This is a genomic window from Paenibacillus sp. 7541, assembly GCF_002276395.1.
Taxonomy (GTDB): domain Bacteria; phylum Bacillota; class Bacilli; order Paenibacillales; family Paenibacillaceae; genus Paenibacillus_AQ; species Paenibacillus_AQ campinasensis.
Genome location: NZ_NQLZ01000005.1, coordinates 63945 through 83604 on the forward strand (window position 1 = coordinate 63945; position 19660 = coordinate 83604).

The 19660-nt window shown below is 53.1% G+C and carries 15 protein-coding genes; 12 read left to right on the forward strand and 3 right to left on the reverse strand.

The features are described from left to right. Nucleotides 1-111 precede the first annotated feature (111 nt). The 12 genes from CHH75_RS02615 to CHH75_RS02670 all read left to right on the forward strand — a co-directional run bounded on the left by CHH75_RS02615 (nucleotide 112) and on the right by CHH75_RS02670 (nucleotide 16910). The gene (locus tag CHH75_RS02615) at nucleotides 112-1299 is read left to right on the forward strand and encodes a galactokinase (protein WP_095397382.1); all 1188 of its coding nucleotides are present in this window, start codon (nucleotides 112-114) and stop codon (nucleotides 1297-1299) included. Nucleotides 1300-1301: 2 nt separating this feature from the next. Next, entirely contained in the window at nucleotides 1302-2291 is a 990-nt protein-coding gene (gene galE / locus CHH75_RS02620) for a UDP-glucose 4-epimerase GalE (RefSeq protein ID WP_095397383.1), read from the forward strand. 13 nt (nucleotides 2292-2304) lie between these two features. Then, nucleotides 2305-3888 (forward strand): UDP-glucose--hexose-1-phosphate uridylyltransferase, encoded by a 1584-nt coding sequence (locus CHH75_RS02625; protein ID WP_095397384.1) that lies wholly within the window; start codon nucleotides 2305-2307, stop codon nucleotides 3886-3888. A gap of 154 nt (nucleotides 3889-4042) precedes the next feature. Beyond that, nucleotides 4043-5206: an iron-containing alcohol dehydrogenase gene (locus tag CHH75_RS02630; protein WP_095262985.1), complete on the forward strand. Its 1164-nt coding sequence runs from the start codon at nucleotides 4043-4045 to the stop codon at nucleotides 5204-5206. Nucleotides 5207-5665: 459 nt separating this feature from the next. After that, a complete protein-coding gene (locus CHH75_RS02635) occupies nucleotides 5666-6199 on the forward strand; it encodes an NfeD family membrane protein (RefSeq protein ID WP_095397385.1) in 534 nt (177 codons plus the stop codon). 5 nt (nucleotides 6200-6204) lie between these two features. Continuing rightward, nucleotides 6205-7746 (forward strand): flotillin lipid rafts scaffold protein FloT, encoded by a 1542-nt coding sequence (locus tag CHH75_RS02640; RefSeq protein ID WP_095262987.1) that lies wholly within the window; start codon nucleotides 6205-6207, stop codon nucleotides 7744-7746. A gap of 259 nt (nucleotides 7747-8005) precedes the next feature. Further along, on the forward strand, nucleotides 8006-8857 hold the full coding sequence (glcT, locus tag CHH75_RS02645; protein ID WP_095262988.1) for a glucose PTS transporter transcription antiterminator GlcT: 852 nt from the start codon (nucleotides 8006-8008) through the stop codon (nucleotides 8855-8857). A 287-nt stretch (nucleotides 8858-9144) separates the two neighbouring features. Beyond that, on the forward strand, nucleotides 9145-11220 hold the full coding sequence (gene ptsG, locus CHH75_RS02650) for a glucose-specific PTS transporter subunit IIBC (RefSeq protein WP_095397386.1): 2076 nt from the start codon (nucleotides 9145-9147) through the stop codon (nucleotides 11218-11220). A gap of 104 nt (nucleotides 11221-11324) precedes the next feature. Next, entirely contained in the window at nucleotides 11325-11600 is a 276-nt protein-coding gene (locus CHH75_RS02655; protein ID WP_095263002.1) for an HPr family phosphocarrier protein, read from the forward strand. Further along, nucleotides 11593-13314: a phosphoenolpyruvate--protein phosphotransferase gene (ptsP, locus tag CHH75_RS02660; RefSeq protein ID WP_095262990.1), complete on the forward strand. Its 1722-nt coding sequence runs from the start codon at nucleotides 11593-11595 to the stop codon at nucleotides 13312-13314. The genes CHH75_RS02655 and ptsP overlap by 8 nt, the downstream gene beginning before the upstream one ends. 332 nt (nucleotides 13315-13646) lie before the next feature. Beyond that, nucleotides 13647-16031 (forward strand): type I pullulanase, encoded by a 2385-nt coding sequence (gene pulA, locus CHH75_RS02665; protein WP_095397542.1) that lies wholly within the window; start codon nucleotides 13647-13649, stop codon nucleotides 16029-16031. 261 nt (nucleotides 16032-16292) lie between these two features. Continuing rightward, complete coding sequence (locus CHH75_RS02670; RefSeq protein WP_095262991.1) at nucleotides 16293-16910, forward strand: 50S ribosomal protein L25; 618 nt, start codon at nucleotides 16293-16295, stop codon at nucleotides 16908-16910. Nucleotides 16911-17031: 121 nt separating this feature from the next. On the opposite strand, the gene CHH75_RS02675 is transcribed toward CHH75_RS02670, so the two are convergent. From CHH75_RS02675 to CHH75_RS02685, 3 genes are all read right to left on the reverse strand, one after another. After that, nucleotides 17032-17886, reverse strand: coding sequence for a transporter substrate-binding domain-containing protein (locus CHH75_RS02675; RefSeq protein WP_255222946.1), 855 nt, complete (start codon nucleotides 17884-17886; stop codon nucleotides 17032-17034). Nucleotides 17887-18118: 232 nt separating this feature from the next. Beyond that, a complete protein-coding gene (gene kduD, locus CHH75_RS02680) occupies nucleotides 18119-18871 on the reverse strand; it encodes a 2-dehydro-3-deoxy-D-gluconate 5-dehydrogenase KduD (RefSeq protein ID WP_095397388.1) in 753 nt (250 codons plus the stop codon). A 35-nt stretch (nucleotides 18872-18906) separates the two neighbouring features. Beyond that, nucleotides 18907-19659 (reverse strand): DeoR/GlpR family DNA-binding transcription regulator, encoded by a 753-nt coding sequence (locus tag CHH75_RS02685; RefSeq protein WP_095397389.1) that lies wholly within the window; start codon nucleotides 19657-19659, stop codon nucleotides 18907-18909. Nucleotide 19660: the final 1 nt, after the last annotated feature.

Sequence of the window (19660 nt, forward strand, 5' to 3'; positions counted from 1 at the left end):
AAAAGTCACATAAATCCATATCTAACACACAAGACTTCATTATCGGGCCCTACGTTTCATTATATACTGAGAACAGTGAAAGCACCTTATATAACGGGATGGAGTGATATCGTGAACACACAACTGCTAATAGATCGCTTTATGGAAAAGTATGGAGAGGCTGAACAGGAACTGCGGATTTTTAATGCCCCTGGCCGGGTCAATCTGATTGGCGAGCATCTGGATTACAACGGAGGCTATGTGCTTCCGGCAGCGCTTGAATTCGGAACAACATTGCTGATCCGTCCGCGCAAGGACGGGAAGATTTCGTTTGCTTCCACCAATCTGCCCTATGAGGCGGTGGTCAGCGCCGAGCCGGACTTTGGAGGAAAGAGCGGGGAATGGACGGATTATCCGGTCGGGGTCATCACCGAACTGAGCAAGCTGGACATTCGTTTGTCGCAAGGCTATGACCTGTTGTACCACGGGGACATACCGAACGGAGCAGGCCTGTCTTCTTCCGCTTCGATTGAGGTTGTCACCGTCTACGCGCTTATGACGATGGAAGGCCAGCCGGTGGATACGGTGGAGATCAGCAAGCTGTCCCAGCGCGCCGAGAATCTGTTCGTGGGCGTGAACTCCGGCATTATGGATCAGTTCGCGGTCGCGAACGGCAAGCGGAACCATGCCATTCTGCTGATGTGCGACACGCTGGAATATGAGCTGGTTCCTTTTGAGACAGGCGACTACAAAATTGTGATCGGCAATACCAACAAACGGCGCGGACTGGTTGACTCTAAGTATAATGAGCGCCGCAGCGAATGTGACCGGGCGCTGGAAATGCTGCAGGCTAAAGTGCCGGAACTGCGCTATCTGGCAGAACTGAATCCGGTCTCCTTCGCAGAAGTAGCGGATGCGATTACGGATGAGACGGTGCTCAAGCGGGCCAAGCATGTTGTCGAGGAGAATCAGCGGGTGCTGGATTCGGTGGCTGCACTGAAGAACGACGACCTGGAGGCATTTGGACAATTCATGAATCAGTCCCATGATTCCCTGCGGTATCAGTATGAAGTGACGGGTGATGAGCTGGATGCGATGGTAGAGGAAGCGCAGCGCGTTCCGGGCACGCTCGGTTCCCGAATGACCGGCGCAGGCTTCGGCGGATGCACGGTGTCGCTCGTTCACCAGGATGCCGTAGAGGAATTCATTCGGGAGGTAGGCAGCCGGTATGAGGCAAGAACGGGGTTGAAGCCGGACTTCTATGTGTGCGGTGTAGGCCAGGGTGTGCATGAAATGACCGAAGTGAAGGAGGGCAACTGATCATGGCGATTTTGGTAACCGGGGGAGCAGGGTATATCGGTTCGCATACGGTGGCGGAGCTGCTGGAGCGCGGAGAAGAGGTTGTGGTCATCGACAATCTGCAGACAGGTCACCGGGAGGCATTGCTCGGCGGAAAGCTGTATGAGGGCGATCTGCGCGACAAGGCGCTGCTCAAGAAGCTGTTTGCAGAGAACGACATTGATGCGGTCATTCACTTCGCGGCCAACTCCTTGGTGGGCGAGAGCATGAAGGACCCTGTGAAATACTATGACAACAACGTGTTTGGTACGCTCTGCCTGCTGGAAGCGATGAATGAAGCAGATGTGCGCAAAATCGTATTTTCATCAACAGCCGCTACCTACGGGGAGCCGGAAAAGGTGCCTATCGCCGAATCCGACCGGACCCAGCCAACAAATGTGTATGGTGAAACGAAGCTGATGATGGAGCGGATGATGTCCTGGTTTGATCAGGTGCTTGGCATTAAATATGTATCCCTTCGTTACTTCAATGCGGCGGGATCCCATGCCAGCGGCAAAATCGGTGAGGATCACCGTCCGGAGAGCCATCTCATTCCGCTGGTGCTGCAAACGGCACTGAAGCAGCGCTCGCATATTTCCGTCTTCGGTGAAGATTACGACACGCCGGACGGCACATGTATTCGCGACTACATTCATGTCAGCGATCTGGCGGATGCCCATCTGCGGGCGGTCGACTATCTGCGCCGCGGCGAACAGAGTAATGTGTTTAATCTGGGCAACGGCCTCGGCTTCTCGGTCAAGGAAGTGATCGAAACGTCCAAGCAGGTGACAGGGGTGGACATTCCAGTCGTAGTGGAGGCCCGCCGCGCCGGGGACCCGGCTGTTCTGGTCGCTTCCTCGGAGAAGGCGCGCACGGTGCTGGGCTGGAACCCGGTTCGCGTGAAGCTGGAAGACATTATCGAAAGCGCCTGGAGATGGCATAGCAGCCATCCGAACGGATACGGCGACAATTAAGGGGGACTTGACGATGGAGCAAGTGACAACCAGCGTTCCGGATGATCAGCAGGTGCTGCACGCGATTGAACGGCTTGTGCTGTTTGCCCTTCGCCAAGGGCTGATTCAGGAAGCGGATGTGGATTACTGCCGGAATCTGCTGCTTGACGATTTTGGCTTCAGCGAGCCTTATGCCGGCGAAGTAAGCGAGGAGCATCTTGATGGACCTCAGGCGCTGCTCGATGTGCTGATCGATTACGGCGCAGCTAAAGGTCTCATTCCGGAGAACACCGATACCTTCCGCGATCTGCTTGACGCCAAAATTATGGGCAGAGTGATGGGGCGGCCGTCCGAGATTACAGCCGCGTTCAAGACAGCGGAGCAGGAGCGGGGCATCGAAGCGGCGACCCGTCAATTCTACGAGCTGTGTATCGCTTCGAACTATATCCGGATGGACCGCATATCCCGGAATGAATACTGGAGATATGGCAGCGAGTACGGGGATATCGAGATTACGATCAATCTGTCCAAACCGGAGAAGAGCCCAAAGGAAATCGCGATGGCGAAGCTTCTCCCGCCGCCCGTTTATCCGAAGTGCCAGCTATGCCGGGAGAATGTCGGTTATGCGGGCCGGGTGAACCATCCTGCCCGGCAGAACCTGCGGATTATTCCGCTGGAGCTGAACGGTGAACCGTGGTTTTTCCAATACTCGCCATACGTTTATTATAATGAGCATTGCATTGTCTTCCATCGCGACCACATTCCAATGAAACTGACCAAGGATACGCTGGCCAGACTGCTCAGTTTTGTGGATGCTTTCCCACATTATTTCCTTGGGTCGAACGCCGATCTGCCGATCGTTGGCGGCTCCATTCTGACGCATGATCACTTCCAGGGCGGGCGGCATACGTTTCCGATCCAGCTCGCGCCTGAAATTGCGGAGTTCAAGCATGCCCAATATCCGGATGTAGCCGTCAGCATTGTCAAATGGCCGATGTCGGTCATCCGGCTGTCAGCTACAGACAGAGACGTGCTGCTCGAGTGCGCGAACGGCATCTATGAGGCCTGGAAAAGCTACAGTGATCCTTCGGTCGATATTATCGCCTCCACCGATAGCGAAGAAGGCCCTGTCCGCCACAATACGGTGACACCGATTGCCCGCAGAAATGCGGAAGGCGTGTATGAGATGGATCTGGTGCTGCGCAACAACCGGACCAGTGATGAACATCCGGAGGGCATCTTCCACCCGCATCGGGAAATGCATCATATCAAGAAGGAGAACATCGGCCTGATTGAAGTGATGGGGCTGGCGATCCTTCCTGGGCGACTGAAGGAGGAGCTCGGGATGATTGCCGACATTCTGTCCGGCAACGAGGAGCTGCTGGAGGCGAGCGGACAAGACAGTCATCCGCTGTTCGTCCACCGCGACTGGATTCAGGAACTGAAGGAGCGGACGCCAGGAGCTGCAGACCGGGAGCAGGCCGCTGAGCTGATTCGTCAGGAGGTTGGCCGCAAATTTACGACCATCCTCGAACATGCGGGAGTCTACAAGCAGACAAGCGAAGGGCAGCAAGCGTTTCGCGGATTTTTGGAGAGCATGGGCTATACCGCTCTGTAAACTTATATTCAATAGACAGACGGACGGTCGTTCTTTCCCCTCGGGTGAAAGGAACGGCCGTTTGTATTGAGAAGCGGAAGTGATATAATGAAAATCGTAGCACAAGTTATCAAAACATGATCTTTAATATATGGAGTACGGAGGTAGAGGCGCGATGAGAGCTTTTGAATTTCATAATGGCACACGATTGATTTTCGGTCAGGGCAAGCTGAGCTCGCTCAAGAATGAGGTTCCGAAATACGGAACGAATGTGCTGCTTGTCTATGGCGGCGGAAGCATCAAACGGAGCGGGTTATATGATCAGGTTATCACGCTGCTGAAGGAAATCGGGGCTGTTGTGACCGAGCTGAGCGGTGTGGAACCGAATCCTCGTCTGTCCACGGTTCATAAAGGCGTAGCCCTTTGCCGCGAGCATCAAGTGGATCTTGTGCTGGCTGTTGGCGGCGGCAGCGTGCTCGATTGTGCCAAGGCGATTGCCGTTGGTGCCAAGTACGAGGGAGATATGTGGGATTTCGTTGAGCGCAAAGCGATCCCGCAGGATGCGCTGCCGCTTGGAACTGTGCTAACGATGGCGGCGACCGGCTCGGAGATGAACGGCAACTCGGTCATTACGAACGAGGCAACCCAGGAGAAGATGGGCTGGGCAAGTCCATGGGCTTATCCTGCATTCTCCATTCTGGATCCTGTACATACGTATACGCTGCCTAAGGACCAGACGGTTTATGGCGTCGTCGACATTATGTCGCATGTGCTGGAGCATTATTTCCATCAGGATACCAACACGCCGGTTCAGGACGGCTTCTGTGAGACGCTGCTGCGCACGGTCATTGATACCGCTCCGAAGCTGATCGATGATTTGGAAAATTACGAATTGCGTGAAACGATCCTGTACTGCGGCACGATGGCATTGAACGGAATGGTCAGCATGGGTCTTGCCGGCGACTGGGCAACGCACAATATCGAGCATGCCGTATCGGCGGTATACGATATTCCGCATGGCGGCGGTCTGGCTATCATCTTCCCGAACTGGATGAAGTACAACTTGAAGGCTGATCCGGCCCGCTTCAAGTCGCTCGCTGTGAATGTGTTCGGCATCGATGCTGCGGGCAAATCGGATGAGCAAGTCGGACTTGAAGGGATCGAGGCGCTCCGCAGCTTCTGGAGCTCGATCGGCGCACCGAGCAGACTTGCGGATTATGACATTGACGACAGCCAGATCGAAGTGATGGCTGAGAAGACGGTTCGTTTCGGCCCGTTCGGCAATTTCCGTAAATTGCAGCGCGAAGACGTCATCGAAATTTATAAAATGTCGCTGTAATTTACTGTGCAGATGCTATAATAAGGTCGAAGGCAACGCTTTCCAGAGCTGCTGCCTTCGACCTTTTCTGCGTTTATGTGACATCCGGGACCGGGTGCAGACATTCCATGAACGACAGAAAGTTACATAGCACATTCGGGCTCAAGTTAATCATTCGTGCCAGACATCATCACGGGTCAGAAGTAAGGGTGTAGAGGATCGGGGAGAAGCGAAGCGCTCGCTCTTGTCCCTGACTTCAACCGCTGAGGCGGTAATATCAAGAAACCTGGGGGTGAGCAGCGACCGGAAGTCCCTTCGTTTCCCAAGAGCGGCATACTCCGCTTGATGTCAAACACTGACTTCTGATATGAGCCAATATTTGAACTAGGAATGTCAGGTGTAAAATATTGAAACAAAACGAACTTTTTGCCGTATTACTTGTTATACACAGTGAGGATTCTTGAGAGAGGGGCAGTGCGTATGGAGGCGTTATATTGGGGTTGCCTGTTCGGCGGCATATTGTTTGCGATAGTTTCCGTGTTGCTGGGCGATGTGCTTAGTTCCGCGATGGACGGGGTGCTTGATTTTTTGTCCTTTGATTTCTTCAACCCGATGGTCATCGCAGGCGGAATCACCGTATTCGGCGGAGCAGGAATCATGTTCACACAATATACGAATATGGCGGCAGGTGCTCATGTAACGCTCTCCATTCTATCGGCCATCGTCGTCTCGATTCTCGTTTACTTCGGCTATGTTCGGCCTATGGAGAACAGCGAGAATTCGACAGGCTTCTCGGAGAAAGAACTGGCAGGAAGAATCGGAACCGTCACCGTGCCGCTTCCGGCAGAGGGGTTCGGTGAGGTCATGGTTCGGGTGGGAGCGGGCAATACAGCCCATATCGCTTCCAGCTTTGACCGCAAGATTCTTCCCGCAGGTGCCCGGGTTGTTGTGATCGACGTAGTGGAAGGTGTCCTCCGGGTATCTGAACTGGAAGAACGAAAAGGAGATGAGTAAACAGTATGCCTGAATTTATGGTAATCCCCTCTATTGTCATAGGGGTCATCGTCGTACTGGGTCTGGCGTTTTGGGCCCGCTACAAGACGGTCAGTCCAGATGAAGCAATGATTGTAACAGGTTCATTTCTAGGCAGCAAGAACATTTCGGAGGACGAAACGGGGCGCAAGATCAAAATCGTCCGCGGCGGAGGCGCGTTTATCTTACCGATATTCCAGCGTTCCGAATTCGTATCGCTTCTGTCGCATAAGCTTGACGTAATGACACCGGAAGTTTATACGGAGCAAGGGGTTCCGGTTATGGCTGACGGGGTTGCGATCATCAAGGTAGGCAGCTCTATCGAAGATGTCGCTACCGCTGCCGAGCAGTTCATGGGCAAGCCGATTGAGGCGTTGAAAGGGGAAGCCCAAGAGGTGCTTGAAGGTCATCTGCGGGCCATTCTCGGCTCCATGACCGTGGAAGAGGTATACCGTAACCGCGACAAGTTCGCTCAAGAGGTGCAAGGGGTAGCAGCAAGAGATTTGAAGAAGATGGGTCTTCAGATTGTTTCCTTTACAATCAAGGATGTTCGCGACAAACACGGATACTTAGAGGCGCTTGGTAAACCGCGGATTGCCACGGTGAAACGCGATGCAGAAATCGCAGAAGCTGAAGCGGTTCGTGATGCCCGGATTCAGAAGGCGCGTGCGGAGGAAGAAGGTCAGAAGGCCGAACTCTTGCGCGATACGAATATCGCCGAGGCGGAGAAAGAGAAAGAGCTGAAGGTCGCTTCCTTTAAGAAGGACCAGGATACAGCCAAGGCCGAAGCCGACCAGGCGTATCATATTCAGGAGGCCCGTGCGAAGCAGACGATGGTCGAAGAACAGATGAAGATCGAGCTCGTTCGGAAAGAGCGGGAAATCGACCTTCAGGAAAAAGAAATTATGGTTCGCCAGAAACAATATGATGCTGAAGTGAAGAAAAAGGCCGATGCTGATCGCTATGCGGTCGAGCAGGCTGCGGAAGCGGAAAAGGCCCGCAAAATGCGTGAGGCCGATGCCGTACAATATTCCATCGAGACACAGGCGAAGGCCTCTGCCGAGCAAAAGCGTCTGGATGGTCTTGCAGTAGCCGATGCGGAGCGTGCGAAAGGTGCTGCCGAGGCAGAGGTTATCCGTCTGCGCGGTCTGGCCGAAGCGGAAGCGAAAGAGAAGCTGGCCGAAGCGTTCCAGAAGTATGGCGAAGCCGCGATTCTCGACATCATCGTCAAAATGCTGCCTGAACTCGCTGGCAAAATTGCCGAGCCGATCTCCTCGATCGAGAAGCTCACGGTCGTGGATACCGGCAAGGGCGACGGCGCAGGTGCTGCCAGAGTCAGCAACTATGTTACTGAGCTGATGGCAACCGCACCGGAGATGCTGAAGAGTGTATCGGGCATCGACGTCGAGGCTTTGATCCACGGATTGACGAAGACGAAGTCCCCTGTGCAGCCGCTGGAGCAGCCAGCTGCCATTGAGCAGGATCTCGTCGGGATGGAAGCGAGCGCTGCCAGAGAAGTGAGAGAATAAGGGCGGATGCCTTTTACAGGAAAGCAATGAAGAGCAGCCGGACAGGGCAGGAGGGGAACCTTTGCTTTGTCCGGTCTTTTTATAATAGGTTGCTTGATGAAGTGGAATCGTAGCGTTTCCGCCTGGCATACCGGCAGACGAGGCGCGCCACCTTAACGGCTGCAGGACAGGCAGAATGCCGCTATGAATTGGCTTTGCTGCATCCGCGTATTTCTGTTAAGATTACCGAGTATACGTGTTGATCAAAAGAGGTGCGAATGTGAGCAGCTTACAAGTAGCAAAAGTATTAAATAACAATGTTATTATAGCGAAACATCCACAGCATGATGAGGTTGTCATTATCGGCAAGGGGATCGGCTTTAACCGGAAGAGCAAAGATATGATTCCTGTCTCTGCAGCTGAGAAAATGTTTATTTTGACGAAGCCGGAGGAGCAGGAGCAATACAAACAGCTGGTTCCTTATATCGACGAGAATCTGATTGAGGCGGTCAATGACATTATTATGCATGCGGTGAAATCTACCCAGTCGCCTCTGAATGAACATATTCACATCGCGCTGACAGACCATATTGCCTTTGCTATTAAACGGCATGCTCAAGGGCTCTATATACACAATCCTTTCATATATGAAACGAGAGAGCTGTATCCGGAGGAATACGCGATGGCTGATTATGCGGTTCGCGTCATTCACGAACGACTCGGGGTTGATCTTGGTCAGGAAGAAATCGGATTCATCGCCCTTCATTTTCACAGTGCCCTGACCAATCAGCATATTTCCGAAGTGCGTAAAAACTCGGAGCTGATATCGGACCTGGTGTCAACGGTGGAGCAGCAGCTGGAGTATGAAATTCCGAGGGATTCCCTGGATTATTCGCGGTTATTGACGCATTTGAGGTTTGCCATGGAGCGAATCCGCAGGGGAGATGAAGTGGAAGAGACCAGCTCGCTTGACGGTCTCATGAAACGGGAATATCCTGAAATGTATTCTTTGGCGTGGAAGCTGATCAAAATTATGGAGAAGCGACTCCGTAAGGCCGTATACCCGGCTGAGGCGGGGTACTTGACGATCCATCTTCAGCGTCTCAATCAGCGGAAAGAGCAGGGTGGATAAAAAACGTGAAGTTTTTATGAACATGTCGATTGCTGTTGCAAGCTGTCATGACGGGTGCTACAATAGTCAACAGCCAAGTAAGTTAAAACTTCAGATCTAACGTGTAACTGATTCGATCAGGCATGAGTATTCAACAAGAATTTGGTTGGTATTACCCAATTCTGGGTAATCTAATCCGTGTGATTAGGACCAATCCGTTTCTTGCGCATACTCATGCCTTTTTTTGATTTACTTGGGCAGTATTAATATACATCTTAACCAAATATAGACAGAGGGTGAGATCATTTATGTTCAAACGACTTTTTGGCGTGCTTCAAAGAGTCGGTAAAGCATTGATGCTGCCTGTAGCAATTTTGCCTGCTGCGGGGCTCCTGCTGGGGCTGGGCAACATGCTGATCAATGAGGACTTCCTTCGCTATGCGTCATGGCTCGATACAGCCTGGGTGCAAGCGGCTGCTACCGTTATGATGAATGCGGGGCAGATCGTGTTCACCAACCTGCCGCTTCTGTTTGCGGTCGGGGTCGCGGTCGGATTGGCTGGAGGCGAAGGGGTTGCGGGTCTGGCGGCCATTATCGGTTATCTTGTCATGAATGTGACGATGGGGACCGTTCTGGGCGTTACGCCGGAATCATTGACCGAGTCAAGTTATGAATATGCCAATGTATTAGGCATACCGACACTGGCAACAGGGGTGTTCGGGGGGATTATCGTCGGAATATTGGCAGCCAGTATGTACCAGCGATTCTTCAAAATTGAGCTGCCATCCTATTTGGGCTTCTTTGCAGGAAAGCGCTTTGTCCCGATTATGACGGCGGCAACCTCCGTTCTGCTTGGCTTGCTGATGGTGGTCATCTGGCCTCCGATTCAGGCAGGGCTGAATACGGCTTCACATTTCATGCTGGAGCAAAACCGGACGCTGTCCGCATTTGTATTCGGTGTTGTGGAGCGTGGGCTGATTCCGTTCGGACTTCACCATATTTTCTATTCGCCGTTCTGGTTTGAATTTGGGGAATATGTGAACCAGGCTGGCCAGCTCGTACGGGGTGACCAAAATATCTTCATGCAGCAGCTGCGTGATGGCGTGCAGTTTACAGCCGGTACGTTCATGACGGGTAAGTTTCCGTTTATGATGTTCGGTCTGCCGGCAGCAGCGCTGGCGATTTATCATGAAGCCAGACCGGAGCATAAAAAATATGTTGCCGGCATCATGGGCTCTGCGGCGTTGACGTCGTTCCTGACAGGGATTACAGAGCCGCTTGAATTTGCATTCTTGTTCGTAGCTCCGCTGCTGTTCGCTGTGCATGCAGTATTTGCAGGCCTGTCCTTCATGACCATGCATATTCTGGGGACGAAAATCGGTATGACATTCTCTGGCGGTTTGATCGATTTCCTGATCTTCGGGGTTGTTCCGAACCGAACACCTTGGTGGAACGTCATTATCGTTGGTTTGATTCTGGCGGCGATTTATTACTTCGGATTCCGGTTTGTTATCCGCAAGTTCAACTTGAAGACACCGGGACGCGAAGACCCGGCAGCCGACGGGGGCGAAGGGGCTGGCGGTGAAGAGAAGTCAGGAAAAGGCGGCGATCTGCCGGCCAACATCTTGAGCGCTCTTGGCGGACCTGGCAACATCGCGCATCTGGATGCATGCATTACCCGTCTGCGGGTTGAGGTGAAAGACAAGGGCAATGTCGACAAGTCGCGGCTGAAGCAGCTCGGCGCATCCGGCGTCCTAGAGGTCGGCAACAATGTTCAGGCGATCTTCGGGACTCGTTCGGATACGATCAAGTCACAGATCCAGGACATCATGTCCGGGAAGGCGCCAGCAGCCGAAGCTCCGTCCATCGAGGAGAAGCCAGCCGTTGTTGAGCAGCAGGCCGCCCAGGAGGGGGATGCGCTCATCATGGAAGAGATCGTCTCTCCAGCGGATGGTGAGCTGATGGATATCTCGCTTGTTCCTGATCCGGTGTTCTCCGAACGAATGACCGGGGACGGATTCGCCATCTTGCCAGAGAGCAGCACGATTGCGTCGCCGGTCAACGGCAAAGTGTTCAATGTGTTCCCTAGCAAGCATGCCGTTGGCATCATGTCAGACGGCGGCAAAGAGGTGCTGGTGCACATCGGTGTCAACACGGTGAAGCTCAAAGGTCAGGGATTCAACGTCCTCGTTCAGGAAGGGGACATCGTGACCGCCGGCCAGCCGATCATGGAGGTTGATCTGGAATATGTGAAGGAGAATGCGAAGTCGCTTATTTCTCCGGTCATTTTCTCCAACCTGCCGGAAGGAGCCTCGGTGACGCTTGATAAAACCGGCAAGGTGAAAACTGGCGAAGCTAAAATCATTACGATATCATTGAAGTAACCGCCTTAAAGGTTACTGTTGGGGATTGTTATAAATCCTAGCAGGTACTAACTTATGGTTCACATACAATCAAACTAAAAAAATAGGAAAGTGGGATGAATACAATGCAAAAAACATTCAGAATTATTGACGAAGACGGAATTCACGCACGCCCGGCAACGGCTCTGGTTAACACCGCGAACAAGTTCAAAGATACCGAGTCCTTTGCTGAAGCCAACGGCAAAAAAGTAACGCTTAAATCGATCCTTGGCGTGCTGTCCCTCGGCCTGGAGCAAGGTGACACGCTGACGCTGATCACTGAAGGCGGCAACGACGGCGATGCGCTGGCTGCACTTCAGGAAGTGATGATTAACGAAGGGCTGGGCGAGCTTCATGAGTAATCTCAAGGGGATCGCGGCTTCGGCCGGAATCGCGATTGCCCGGGCGTTCGTGCTGGAGCATCCGGACTATTCCGTCAGCCGCAAAGACGTAAGCGATGTTCAGGCAGAGCTTGCGAAGCTGGATGATGCTCTGGCAAAGTCCCAGGCTGAGCTTGAGGATATCAAGGCCCGCACGCTTCAGGAGCTCGGGGAGAAGAAGGCTGAGATTTTCGAATCTCACCTTCTCATCCTGAATGATCCGGAGCTGATCGATCCGGTGAAGGAGAAGATTACCTCCGAATCGGTCAATGCGGAGTATGCGCTTAATGAAACGGCGTCTCAGTTCATTCAGATGTTCGAAAATATGAAAAGCGCCTATCTGCAAGAGCGTGCCGCCGATATGCGGGATGTGACCAAGCGCGTGCTCAAGCATCTGCTCGGTCTCAATTATGTGAACCCGTCCGAGATCAGTGAAGAAGTGGTTGTTGTCGCGGAGGATTTGACACCTTCCGATACAGCGCAGCTGAACCGGAAATATGTAAAGGGCTTTACAACGAACATTGGCGGCCGCACATCGCACTCGGCAATCATGGCGCGTTCTCTTGAAATTCCTGCTGTCGTTGGCACCAAGAATGTGCTTTCCTCTGTTCAAAGCGGCGATCTGATCATCGTGGATGGACTGGAAGGCGATGTCATCATTAATCCTTCTGAGCAAACGGTAGCCGAGTATCGCGCGAAGCAGGAGGCATACGCCAAGCAGGTGGAAGAGTGGAGAAAGCTCCGTACCGAGCCTACCATCTCCCGTGATGGCGTCCATGTCGAGCTGGCTGCCAATATCGGAACTCCGAACGACGTTGCCGGCGTACTGGACAATGGCGGCGAGGGCGTAGGCCTGTATCGTACAGAGTTCCTGTACATGGGCAGAGACAAGCTTCCTTCCGAGGAAGTGCAGTACGTTGCGTATAAAACGGTGCTGGAAAAGATGGAGGGCAAGCCGGTCGTTGTCCGCACGCTGGATATCGGCGGTGACAAAGAGCTGCCGTATCTCGATCTTCCTAAAGAGATGAATCCGTTCCTTGGCTTCCGTGCGGTACGTCTGTGTTTGGAACGGCAGGATATTTTCAGAACGCAGCTGCGCGCCTTGCTGCGTGCAAGCGTTCATGGTAATCTTCGGATCATGTTCCCGATGATCGCCACACTCGGAGAATTCCGCGAAGCGAAAGCGCTGCTGGAAGAAGAAAAAGCGAAGCTCGCAGCGGAAGGCATCCCGGTATCCGAGGAAATTCAGCTCGGTATTATGGTTGAAATTCCTTCGACGGCGGTTCTGGCCGATCAGTTTGCGAAAGAGGTTGATTTCTTCAGCATCGGCACAAACGATCTGATCCAATATACAATGGCTGCTGACCGAATGAATGAGCGTGTTTCGTACTTGTACCAGCCGTACAATCCGGCTATTCTCCGCTTGGTCAAAATGGTAATTGATGCTGCTCACCGTGAAGGCCGCTGGGTCGGCATGTGTGGAGAAATGGCTGGTGATTCCACCGCCATTCCGATTCTGCTCGGCCTCGGCTTGGATGAGTTCAGCATGAGCGCGACCTCGATTCTTCCGGCACGGAGCCAGATTCGCCGCCTGTCCCAGGCAGAGATGAAGGATCTTGCTGCACGGGCGCTTGAGATGAGCACTGCTGAGGACGTTGTGGCCCTGGTGGACTCGATCTCTGCCTCCGCTGAATGATGTTTTTTTGAGGCGTTTAGATGTCTCCATATCTTTTTTCCAACAAGTATGCTTTTTCTGTTTATAGCATCTGTCCTACCGGGACGGATGCTTTTTTTTTCTATAGCCGATAATCCGGGGCGGCAGGCAACAGAGACAGCTTGGCACGAACCTTGTATAATGCCTAAATATAAGGTTATATGGGATGGACCCAAGCCGGATCAGGACATATGGCATACAATATCCTATGAAAGCGTTTCTTGCATTTCAGCTGCGAGAGGTCTGTCTTATGATTCAGGCGCCTATACTATGAAGTATATTCTACTTTTAAAGTGACGGTGATAGTGATGAATATGGACACGATCCCAAGCAGTGTCGAGGCGAAGCTCGGGGCTGTTTATCATAGTGAGGAGACTGCCTTTCATGTGTGGGCACCTACGGCTCCTCAAGTGACGCTCGTATTGTACGAGGATGCTGGCGTCTACAATGAGGAAGGCAAGGTAACCGACCATGAAGGTGGTATGGAGTATGAGATGGTTCGGACACCAGACGGTGTATGGAGCGTCAAGGTCGCTGGAGATTTGCACGGCACCTATTATATGTACCGGATAGCGTGGGAGCAGGGACGCTATACCTATGCGGTCGATCCCTATGCGCGGGCAGTGTCAGCGAACGGCTGCCGCGGAGCCATCGTGGATCTGGCAAGAACGAACCCGCCGGGATGGGAGAACGATATCAAGCCACCGCTGCTGCAGCCTACCGATGCTGTTGTGTATGAGCTGCATGTACGCGACTTCTCGGTGGATGAACATTCCGGCATGAAATATAAAGGGAAGTACAAGGCTTTTACCGAGACCGGACTTCGGGATGCATACGGGAATGCGATAGGCATTGATCATTTGGTTGAGCTGGGCATCACCCATGTGCATCTGCTGCCGGTGTTCGATTTCAGAACAGTCAACGAATTGGCAGACCCGGATGACCGCACGGGTGATATCTACAATTGGGGATATGATCCGCAGAACTATAACGTGCCGGAAGGGTCGTATGCAACAGACCCGGCGGATCCGGCAGTGCGCATCCGGGAGCTTAAGGAAATGGTTCAGGCCCTCCACAAGCAAGGGATCCGGGTCGTGATGGATGTTGTCTACAATCACACCTATACCGTGGATGATGGACCTTTTGAGCCGATCGTTCCCGGATATTATTACCGACAAGATGCCAGCGGCCGTTTATCCAACGGCTCCGGTGTCGGAAACGAATTGGCTACCGAAAGACCGATGGTTCGCAAATTCATTAAAGATTCGCTGCGTTATTGGGCTGAGGAGTACCATATTGACGGTTTCCGGTTTGACCTGATGGCACTGATCGACACAACAACGATGGCTGACATTGCCGAGGAGCTTCGGCGCGAAGTGGACGAGACGATTATGCTGTATGGAGAACCTTGGACTGGCGGCGACAGCCCGCTTACAGAGCAGACCGTCAAGGGGACTCAGCGCGGAAAAGGCTTTGCCGTATTCAACGATCATTTCCGGCACGCCATCAAGGGAGATAATGACGGTGCGGGCAAGGGTTTTGCCACAGGCGCGGACTGGCACGAGGGAGCTGTTATTGAAGGGATGATGGGATCGATTCATGATTTTGCTCACGAAGCAAGTGAATCGGTCAATTATGTAACGGTCCATGACAATCTGAATCTGTGGGATAAAATTCTGGTGTCCCAAGGTTTAGCCGAAGAAGCAGGGCTGCTGCACATGGCAGAGGGAGAGCTGCCGGGCGGCGGGGATGTTCAGGGAGCGGTCACGGCGGCAGCGCCTTATAGCTGTGTGGATCCGGCCAACCCGCTTGCTTCCATGGCGGTCCGGCGCGCAGTGCTGGCGAACGGCATCGTTCTTCTCTCGCAGGGCATCCCTCTGCTCCATGCCGGTGACGAGCTTCTTCGTACGAAATATGGCGATCATAACAGCTACCGAAGCGGAGATGCAATCAACGCGATCCGTTGGGAAAATAAGCAGCGATTCCGGGCGGTATTTGACTATTACAAGGGGTTAATCACGCTGCGCAAACAATATCCGGTATTTCGAATGTCAGCAAGAGACAGGATCGAGCAGCATGTGGAGGTGCTGCGCTCGAGTGACCAGCTGATTGTGCTTCGTCTGACGGAGCCGGAGCTGCCGATCGAATTGAATCCGCCGGGCGATCACAGCGGGGAAGCGCAGATGGTGGTCATCATCAACGGGAATGCATCCGATATGAAGGTGGAGCTTCCGCCCAGCCCGTCCATGTGGGGGATTCTCGCAGATGACCGCTGCGCGGGGGCAGAACCATTTGCTGTAGTGAACGGTGCTGATGTCATCGTTCCTGGGCTGTCGATCATGGTGCTGCGGGAAGAGGTGACGCAGCCGAAAACCCGGCTGACCCGGATTGAGCTGGAATATGAACGCGATGATCAAGCCTATGATGGCTGGAATGTGTGGGTATGGGGCACAGGCGTGCGCGATGGCCGGATTGATTTTACGCGGCTGCATAACGGCAAGGCGGTGGCGGTTATTCATGCTGCTGAAGGTGTGAGTCGGGTCGGATGCATCGTCAGATATAAGGAGTGGGAAGATCGCGAGGGAGAGCATGACCGGTATATGGAGATTCCGCCGGGTGTCCAGCATGTCAAATGGAGGATTCGCAGCGGCGAAGCCGGGTGGAAGCCGGAAGTGCCTCGGCCGGATATGGCAAGCTAGCAAGACCCGTGTTTTCTATCCAAGCCGGCAAGAAAGTATCACATTCAAAGAGAAGACATGCATGGAAGGGATGGATGATCCGGACTCCGGGGAAGAATGAACGCGGAGACCAATCTGTGTGTCAGCGTAAGCAAAAGCCCTCATCTTCATTAGAAGGTAAGGGCTTTTGATGTTTTTCGTGGATGTGGAAAAAACTGATTCATGGCCGTACGGTGCGGGTAATTATTCGTTAGACTTGTTTTCAGAAGGAGGATATAATTTATGTCGTCAAAAGGAAACAATGTTCAACTTAAAGCCGAACTCCGGACGGAGTTTACCCGTGCATCCCGTCGCAGAATCCGTGAAGGCGGAGGGGTACCGGCTGTCGTATACGGCGCGCAATCCGAGAGCATTCCGGTTGCCGTTAATCTGAAGGAGACATCCAAACTGTTTGTAACAGGACGTTCGGAGGTATTCCATCTTGATGTGGCCGGAAAGGGTTCAGTTCCCGTTCTGATTAAAGATGTTCAGAAAAGCCGCGGGGATGTCGCCCATATCGATTTTTTGCGAGTTTCGATGAACAAGCCGGTTCGTGTCAGCATTCCTGTCGAATATAAAGGAACGGCTGCAGGAACCAAAACAGGAGGCATTCTGCAGACGCAGGTAACGGAAGTGGAGGTGGAAGGACTTCCGTCCGATCTGCCGACCACGCTGGAGGCCGATGTATCCGCGCTGGAGGTTGGAGACAAGCTTACGGTGGCTGATTTGCACATTCCGGAAGGTGTAACCGTCGTTGCATCAGAAGAGGAAGTGCTGGTCAGCGTCATCGTCCCTCGTGCCGTCTCGGCGGCTGAAGAAGTGGCTGAGGGCGAGCAGGAGATCGCTGCTTCCGAAGAATAAGAGAGGCCATAATCAACATCACAACTCAAGTATAAAGGTCGAAGGCCGGCTCGGTTCAGAGCGGGGGTCTTCGACCTTTTGGTGTTTCAAGCGCAGACGGGTGTCCTCTCCTGCGGCTGGTTTAGGGGTGCTGCTGCTCCTCTGGCATCCTCTGATCGTTCGGGGGTGTGCTGCCGAAATACTTTTCCCATATTGCTGCGTAAGTGCCGTCACTTTTCATCGTCAGCAGGGCGTTGTCGATGGCGGCAAGCAGATCGTTGTTGCCTTTGGTCATCGCAGCACACACCTGGTACACATGATCAGAGGACTCCACGGTACGCAGCTTCCTATCCGGAAACTGCAGCATCAGGTTGGCCGCTGATAAGTTGTCCATGACGGCGGCGTCTACCGCGCCCTCCATTAATTGCCGGACCCCCTGTTCTGCATGCTGGACCTCTCTGATATCTGCGCCGATCTGTTCGGCTATATCTCTATAGCTTCCTACGATGGGGACGGCAGTTCGCTGCCCCTTCAGATCAGAGAAGGAACGGATGCGGGTCTCCTCATCGCGAACGACAACCACTGGAAACGAGGTCATGTAAGCATGGGAGAAATCGTACAGCTGCCTGCGATCGTCCCGGACTGCAATCTCGTCGAATACAACATCATATACTCCTTCGCTCAGACCGGGAAGCAGCTGCTCCCAGCTCATCTCTATGAATTCCGGATTCAGCTCCATATGGTATGCCACTTCTTCGGCAATATCAACATCAAAGCCTTTCAACCTTCCTTCCGCATCATGGTAGCTGAACGGGGGATAGTCGCGCTCAATGCCGATACGAAGCGTTCCGCGTTCGACCGCATCCTGCAGCAAGCCCCCGGTGTTGATCCGGTAAGGTCTTACGCCCATATTGGGCGTTGGCACACGATCATGGGAACGGGGGACACATCCTGGCAGCAGCATACAGGTTAAGACTAACAACAGGATGATGTTCATGTACCATCTCCTGCTTCTGCTTCCTCTTCCGCTCATATCGATACCTTCCTTTCTGTCGTTCACGGTCCATCATTATGTTCCATGGCATGGGGTCACAGGTTAGCATACCCCAACCGATGGCAAGGAATTCGCAACCAGTCTATAAGGGGATCAAGGCATAATAAAAAGCCCGCAATGAGGCTGAAATGCAGCATCATTACGGGCTTGTGCTCCTTAACGAAAATGATATAGTCTATCGTGCCATCCAACCGCCATCTACACATAGAATGTGGCCGTTCATATAATCCGAAGCGGAAGAGGCCAGGAAGACGGCAGGGCCTCCGATATCCTCAGGTTTTCCCCAGCGTCCTGCAGGAATTCGGTCGGTGATGGACTTATGACGTTCAGGATCCTGACGAATCTGAGCGGTGTTGTCCGTTTCGATATAACCTGGGGCGATGCCGTTGACCTGTACGCCGCCAGCTGCCCATTCATTCGCAAACGCTTTCGTTAATCCGGCTACGCCATGCTTGCTGGCGGTGTATCCCGGAACGTTGATGCCGCCCTGGTAGGACAGCATAGAGCAGATATTGATGATTTTTCCACTGCCCCGCTCAAGCATATGCTTGCCGGCAATTTGGGACAACAGAAACACCGAATTCAAATTCAGATCGATCACGTCAAACCAATCCTGGGCGCTATGATCCTTGGCTGGTGTGCGGCGGATGATGCCGGCGTTGTTCACCAGAATGTCCACGTGGCCCGTCAGCTCCAGCGCTTGATCGAAGGTCGCTTGCAGCTTCGTGTGGTCGCTAAGATCGACGCTGATTTCGGATGCTTTTCTTCCAACGGACTCAATCTTGTCTATCGTCTCCTTGCTGCTGCTCATGGACACAGCCACAATATCTGCGCCTGCTTCAGCCAGCGCGATGGCGATGCCCTGACCGAGCCCGCGGGCGGCCCCGGTAACGATGGCCGTTTTGCCAGACAAATCAAATAAATGCATGGCCGTACACACTCCTCGTCTTTTTCAATCTGGAACTATTGCATAATCGATACTCCAGTTTCAAGGTAGGCTGCTGCTGTAGCCGCCTCCAGTCCCCGGTCTGTAATAATGGCGGTTAGCTCTTTCAAGGATGCGAAGGTTCTAAGGGCGGTTTGTCCGAATTTATGATGATCGACAACGGCATATACCTCACGCGAGGTCTCCACCAGTGCCCGCTTGAAATCGAGCAAATCCCCCGTATATATCGAAAGTCCATGTTCAGGATGAACCCCGGTTGCCGAGATAAAGGCTTTTTGAATATTAAGCTGACGAACGTAGGCTGCGCCCTCCGGGCCTGCCAGCATGTTGCGGACACGGTAACCGCCGGGAACGACCAGCCGGATGTTGTTCTTGGGCGCGAGTTCACTGATGATGTACACATCATTGGTGATGACAGTCAGTGACTCGTTCTGGAGCTGACGCGCGATTTCGAGCGTTGTGCTTCCTCCGTCCAATGCTACAATGTCGCCGGGGTGTATGCACGCTGCCGCCTTTTGAGCAATCTCGAGTTTCTCATCCGCATGTTTGGTAAGCGGCTCTTGGGACGGAAGGATGCCAAAATGGTCCTTCTGCGCGAGCACGGCTCCGCCATGCACACGCGTAATCAGCCCCTGCTCCTCCAGCTTGGATAAGTCCTCGCGAATCGTTTTCCCAGTGACCTCCAGGCGCTCGCTCAGCTCCGCAACGGTGACCTCTTTCTCGGTTAACAGATATTCCATTATTTTCTCGTAACGTCGTATCGGGTTCATC

What these genes read in the sequence shown, in the direction of transcription:
- galE (WP_095397383.1), top strand. Translation starts at nt 1,302, where the DNA reads ATGGCGATTTTGGTAACCGGGGGAGCAGGGTATATCGGTTCGCATACG.
- CHH75_RS02625 (WP_095397384.1), top strand. Translation starts at nt 2,305, where the DNA reads ATGGAGCAAGTGACAACCAGCGTTCCGGATGATCAGCAGGTGCTGCAC.
- CHH75_RS02630 (WP_095262985.1), top strand. Translation starts at nt 4,043, where the DNA reads ATGAGAGCTTTTGAATTTCATAATGGCACACGATTGATTTTCGGTCAG.
- CHH75_RS02635 (WP_095397385.1), top strand. Translation starts at nt 5,666, where the DNA reads ATGGAGGCGTTATATTGGGGTTGCCTGTTCGGCGGCATATTGTTTGCG.
- CHH75_RS02640 (WP_095262987.1), top strand. Translation starts at nt 6,205, where the DNA reads ATGCCTGAATTTATGGTAATCCCCTCTATTGTCATAGGGGTCATCGTC.
- ptsG (WP_095397386.1), top strand. Translation starts at nt 9,145, where the DNA reads ATGTTCAAACGACTTTTTGGCGTGCTTCAAAGAGTCGGTAAAGCATTG.
- CHH75_RS02655 (WP_095263002.1), top strand. Translation starts at nt 11,325, where the DNA reads ATGCAAAAAACATTCAGAATTATTGACGAAGACGGAATTCACGCACGC.
- ptsP (WP_095262990.1), top strand. Translation starts at nt 11,593, where the DNA reads ATGAGTAATCTCAAGGGGATCGCGGCTTCGGCCGGAATCGCGATTGCC.
- pulA (WP_095397542.1), top strand. Translation starts at nt 13,647, where the DNA reads ATGGACACGATCCCAAGCAGTGTCGAGGCGAAGCTCGGGGCTGTTTAT.
- CHH75_RS02670 (WP_095262991.1), top strand. Translation starts at nt 16,293, where the DNA reads ATGTCGTCAAAAGGAAACAATGTTCAACTTAAAGCCGAACTCCGGACG.
- CHH75_RS02675 (WP_255222946.1), bottom strand. Translation starts at nt 17,886, where the DNA reads ATGAACATCATCCTGTTGTTAGTCTTAACCTGTATGCTGCTGCCAGGA.
- kduD (WP_095397388.1), bottom strand. Translation starts at nt 18,871, where the DNA reads ATGCATTTATTTGATTTGTCTGGCAAAACGGCCATCGTTACCGGGGCC.
- CHH75_RS02685 (WP_095397389.1), bottom strand. Translation starts at nt 19,659, where the DNA reads ATGAACCCGATACGACGTTACGAGAAAATAATGGAATATCTGTTAACC.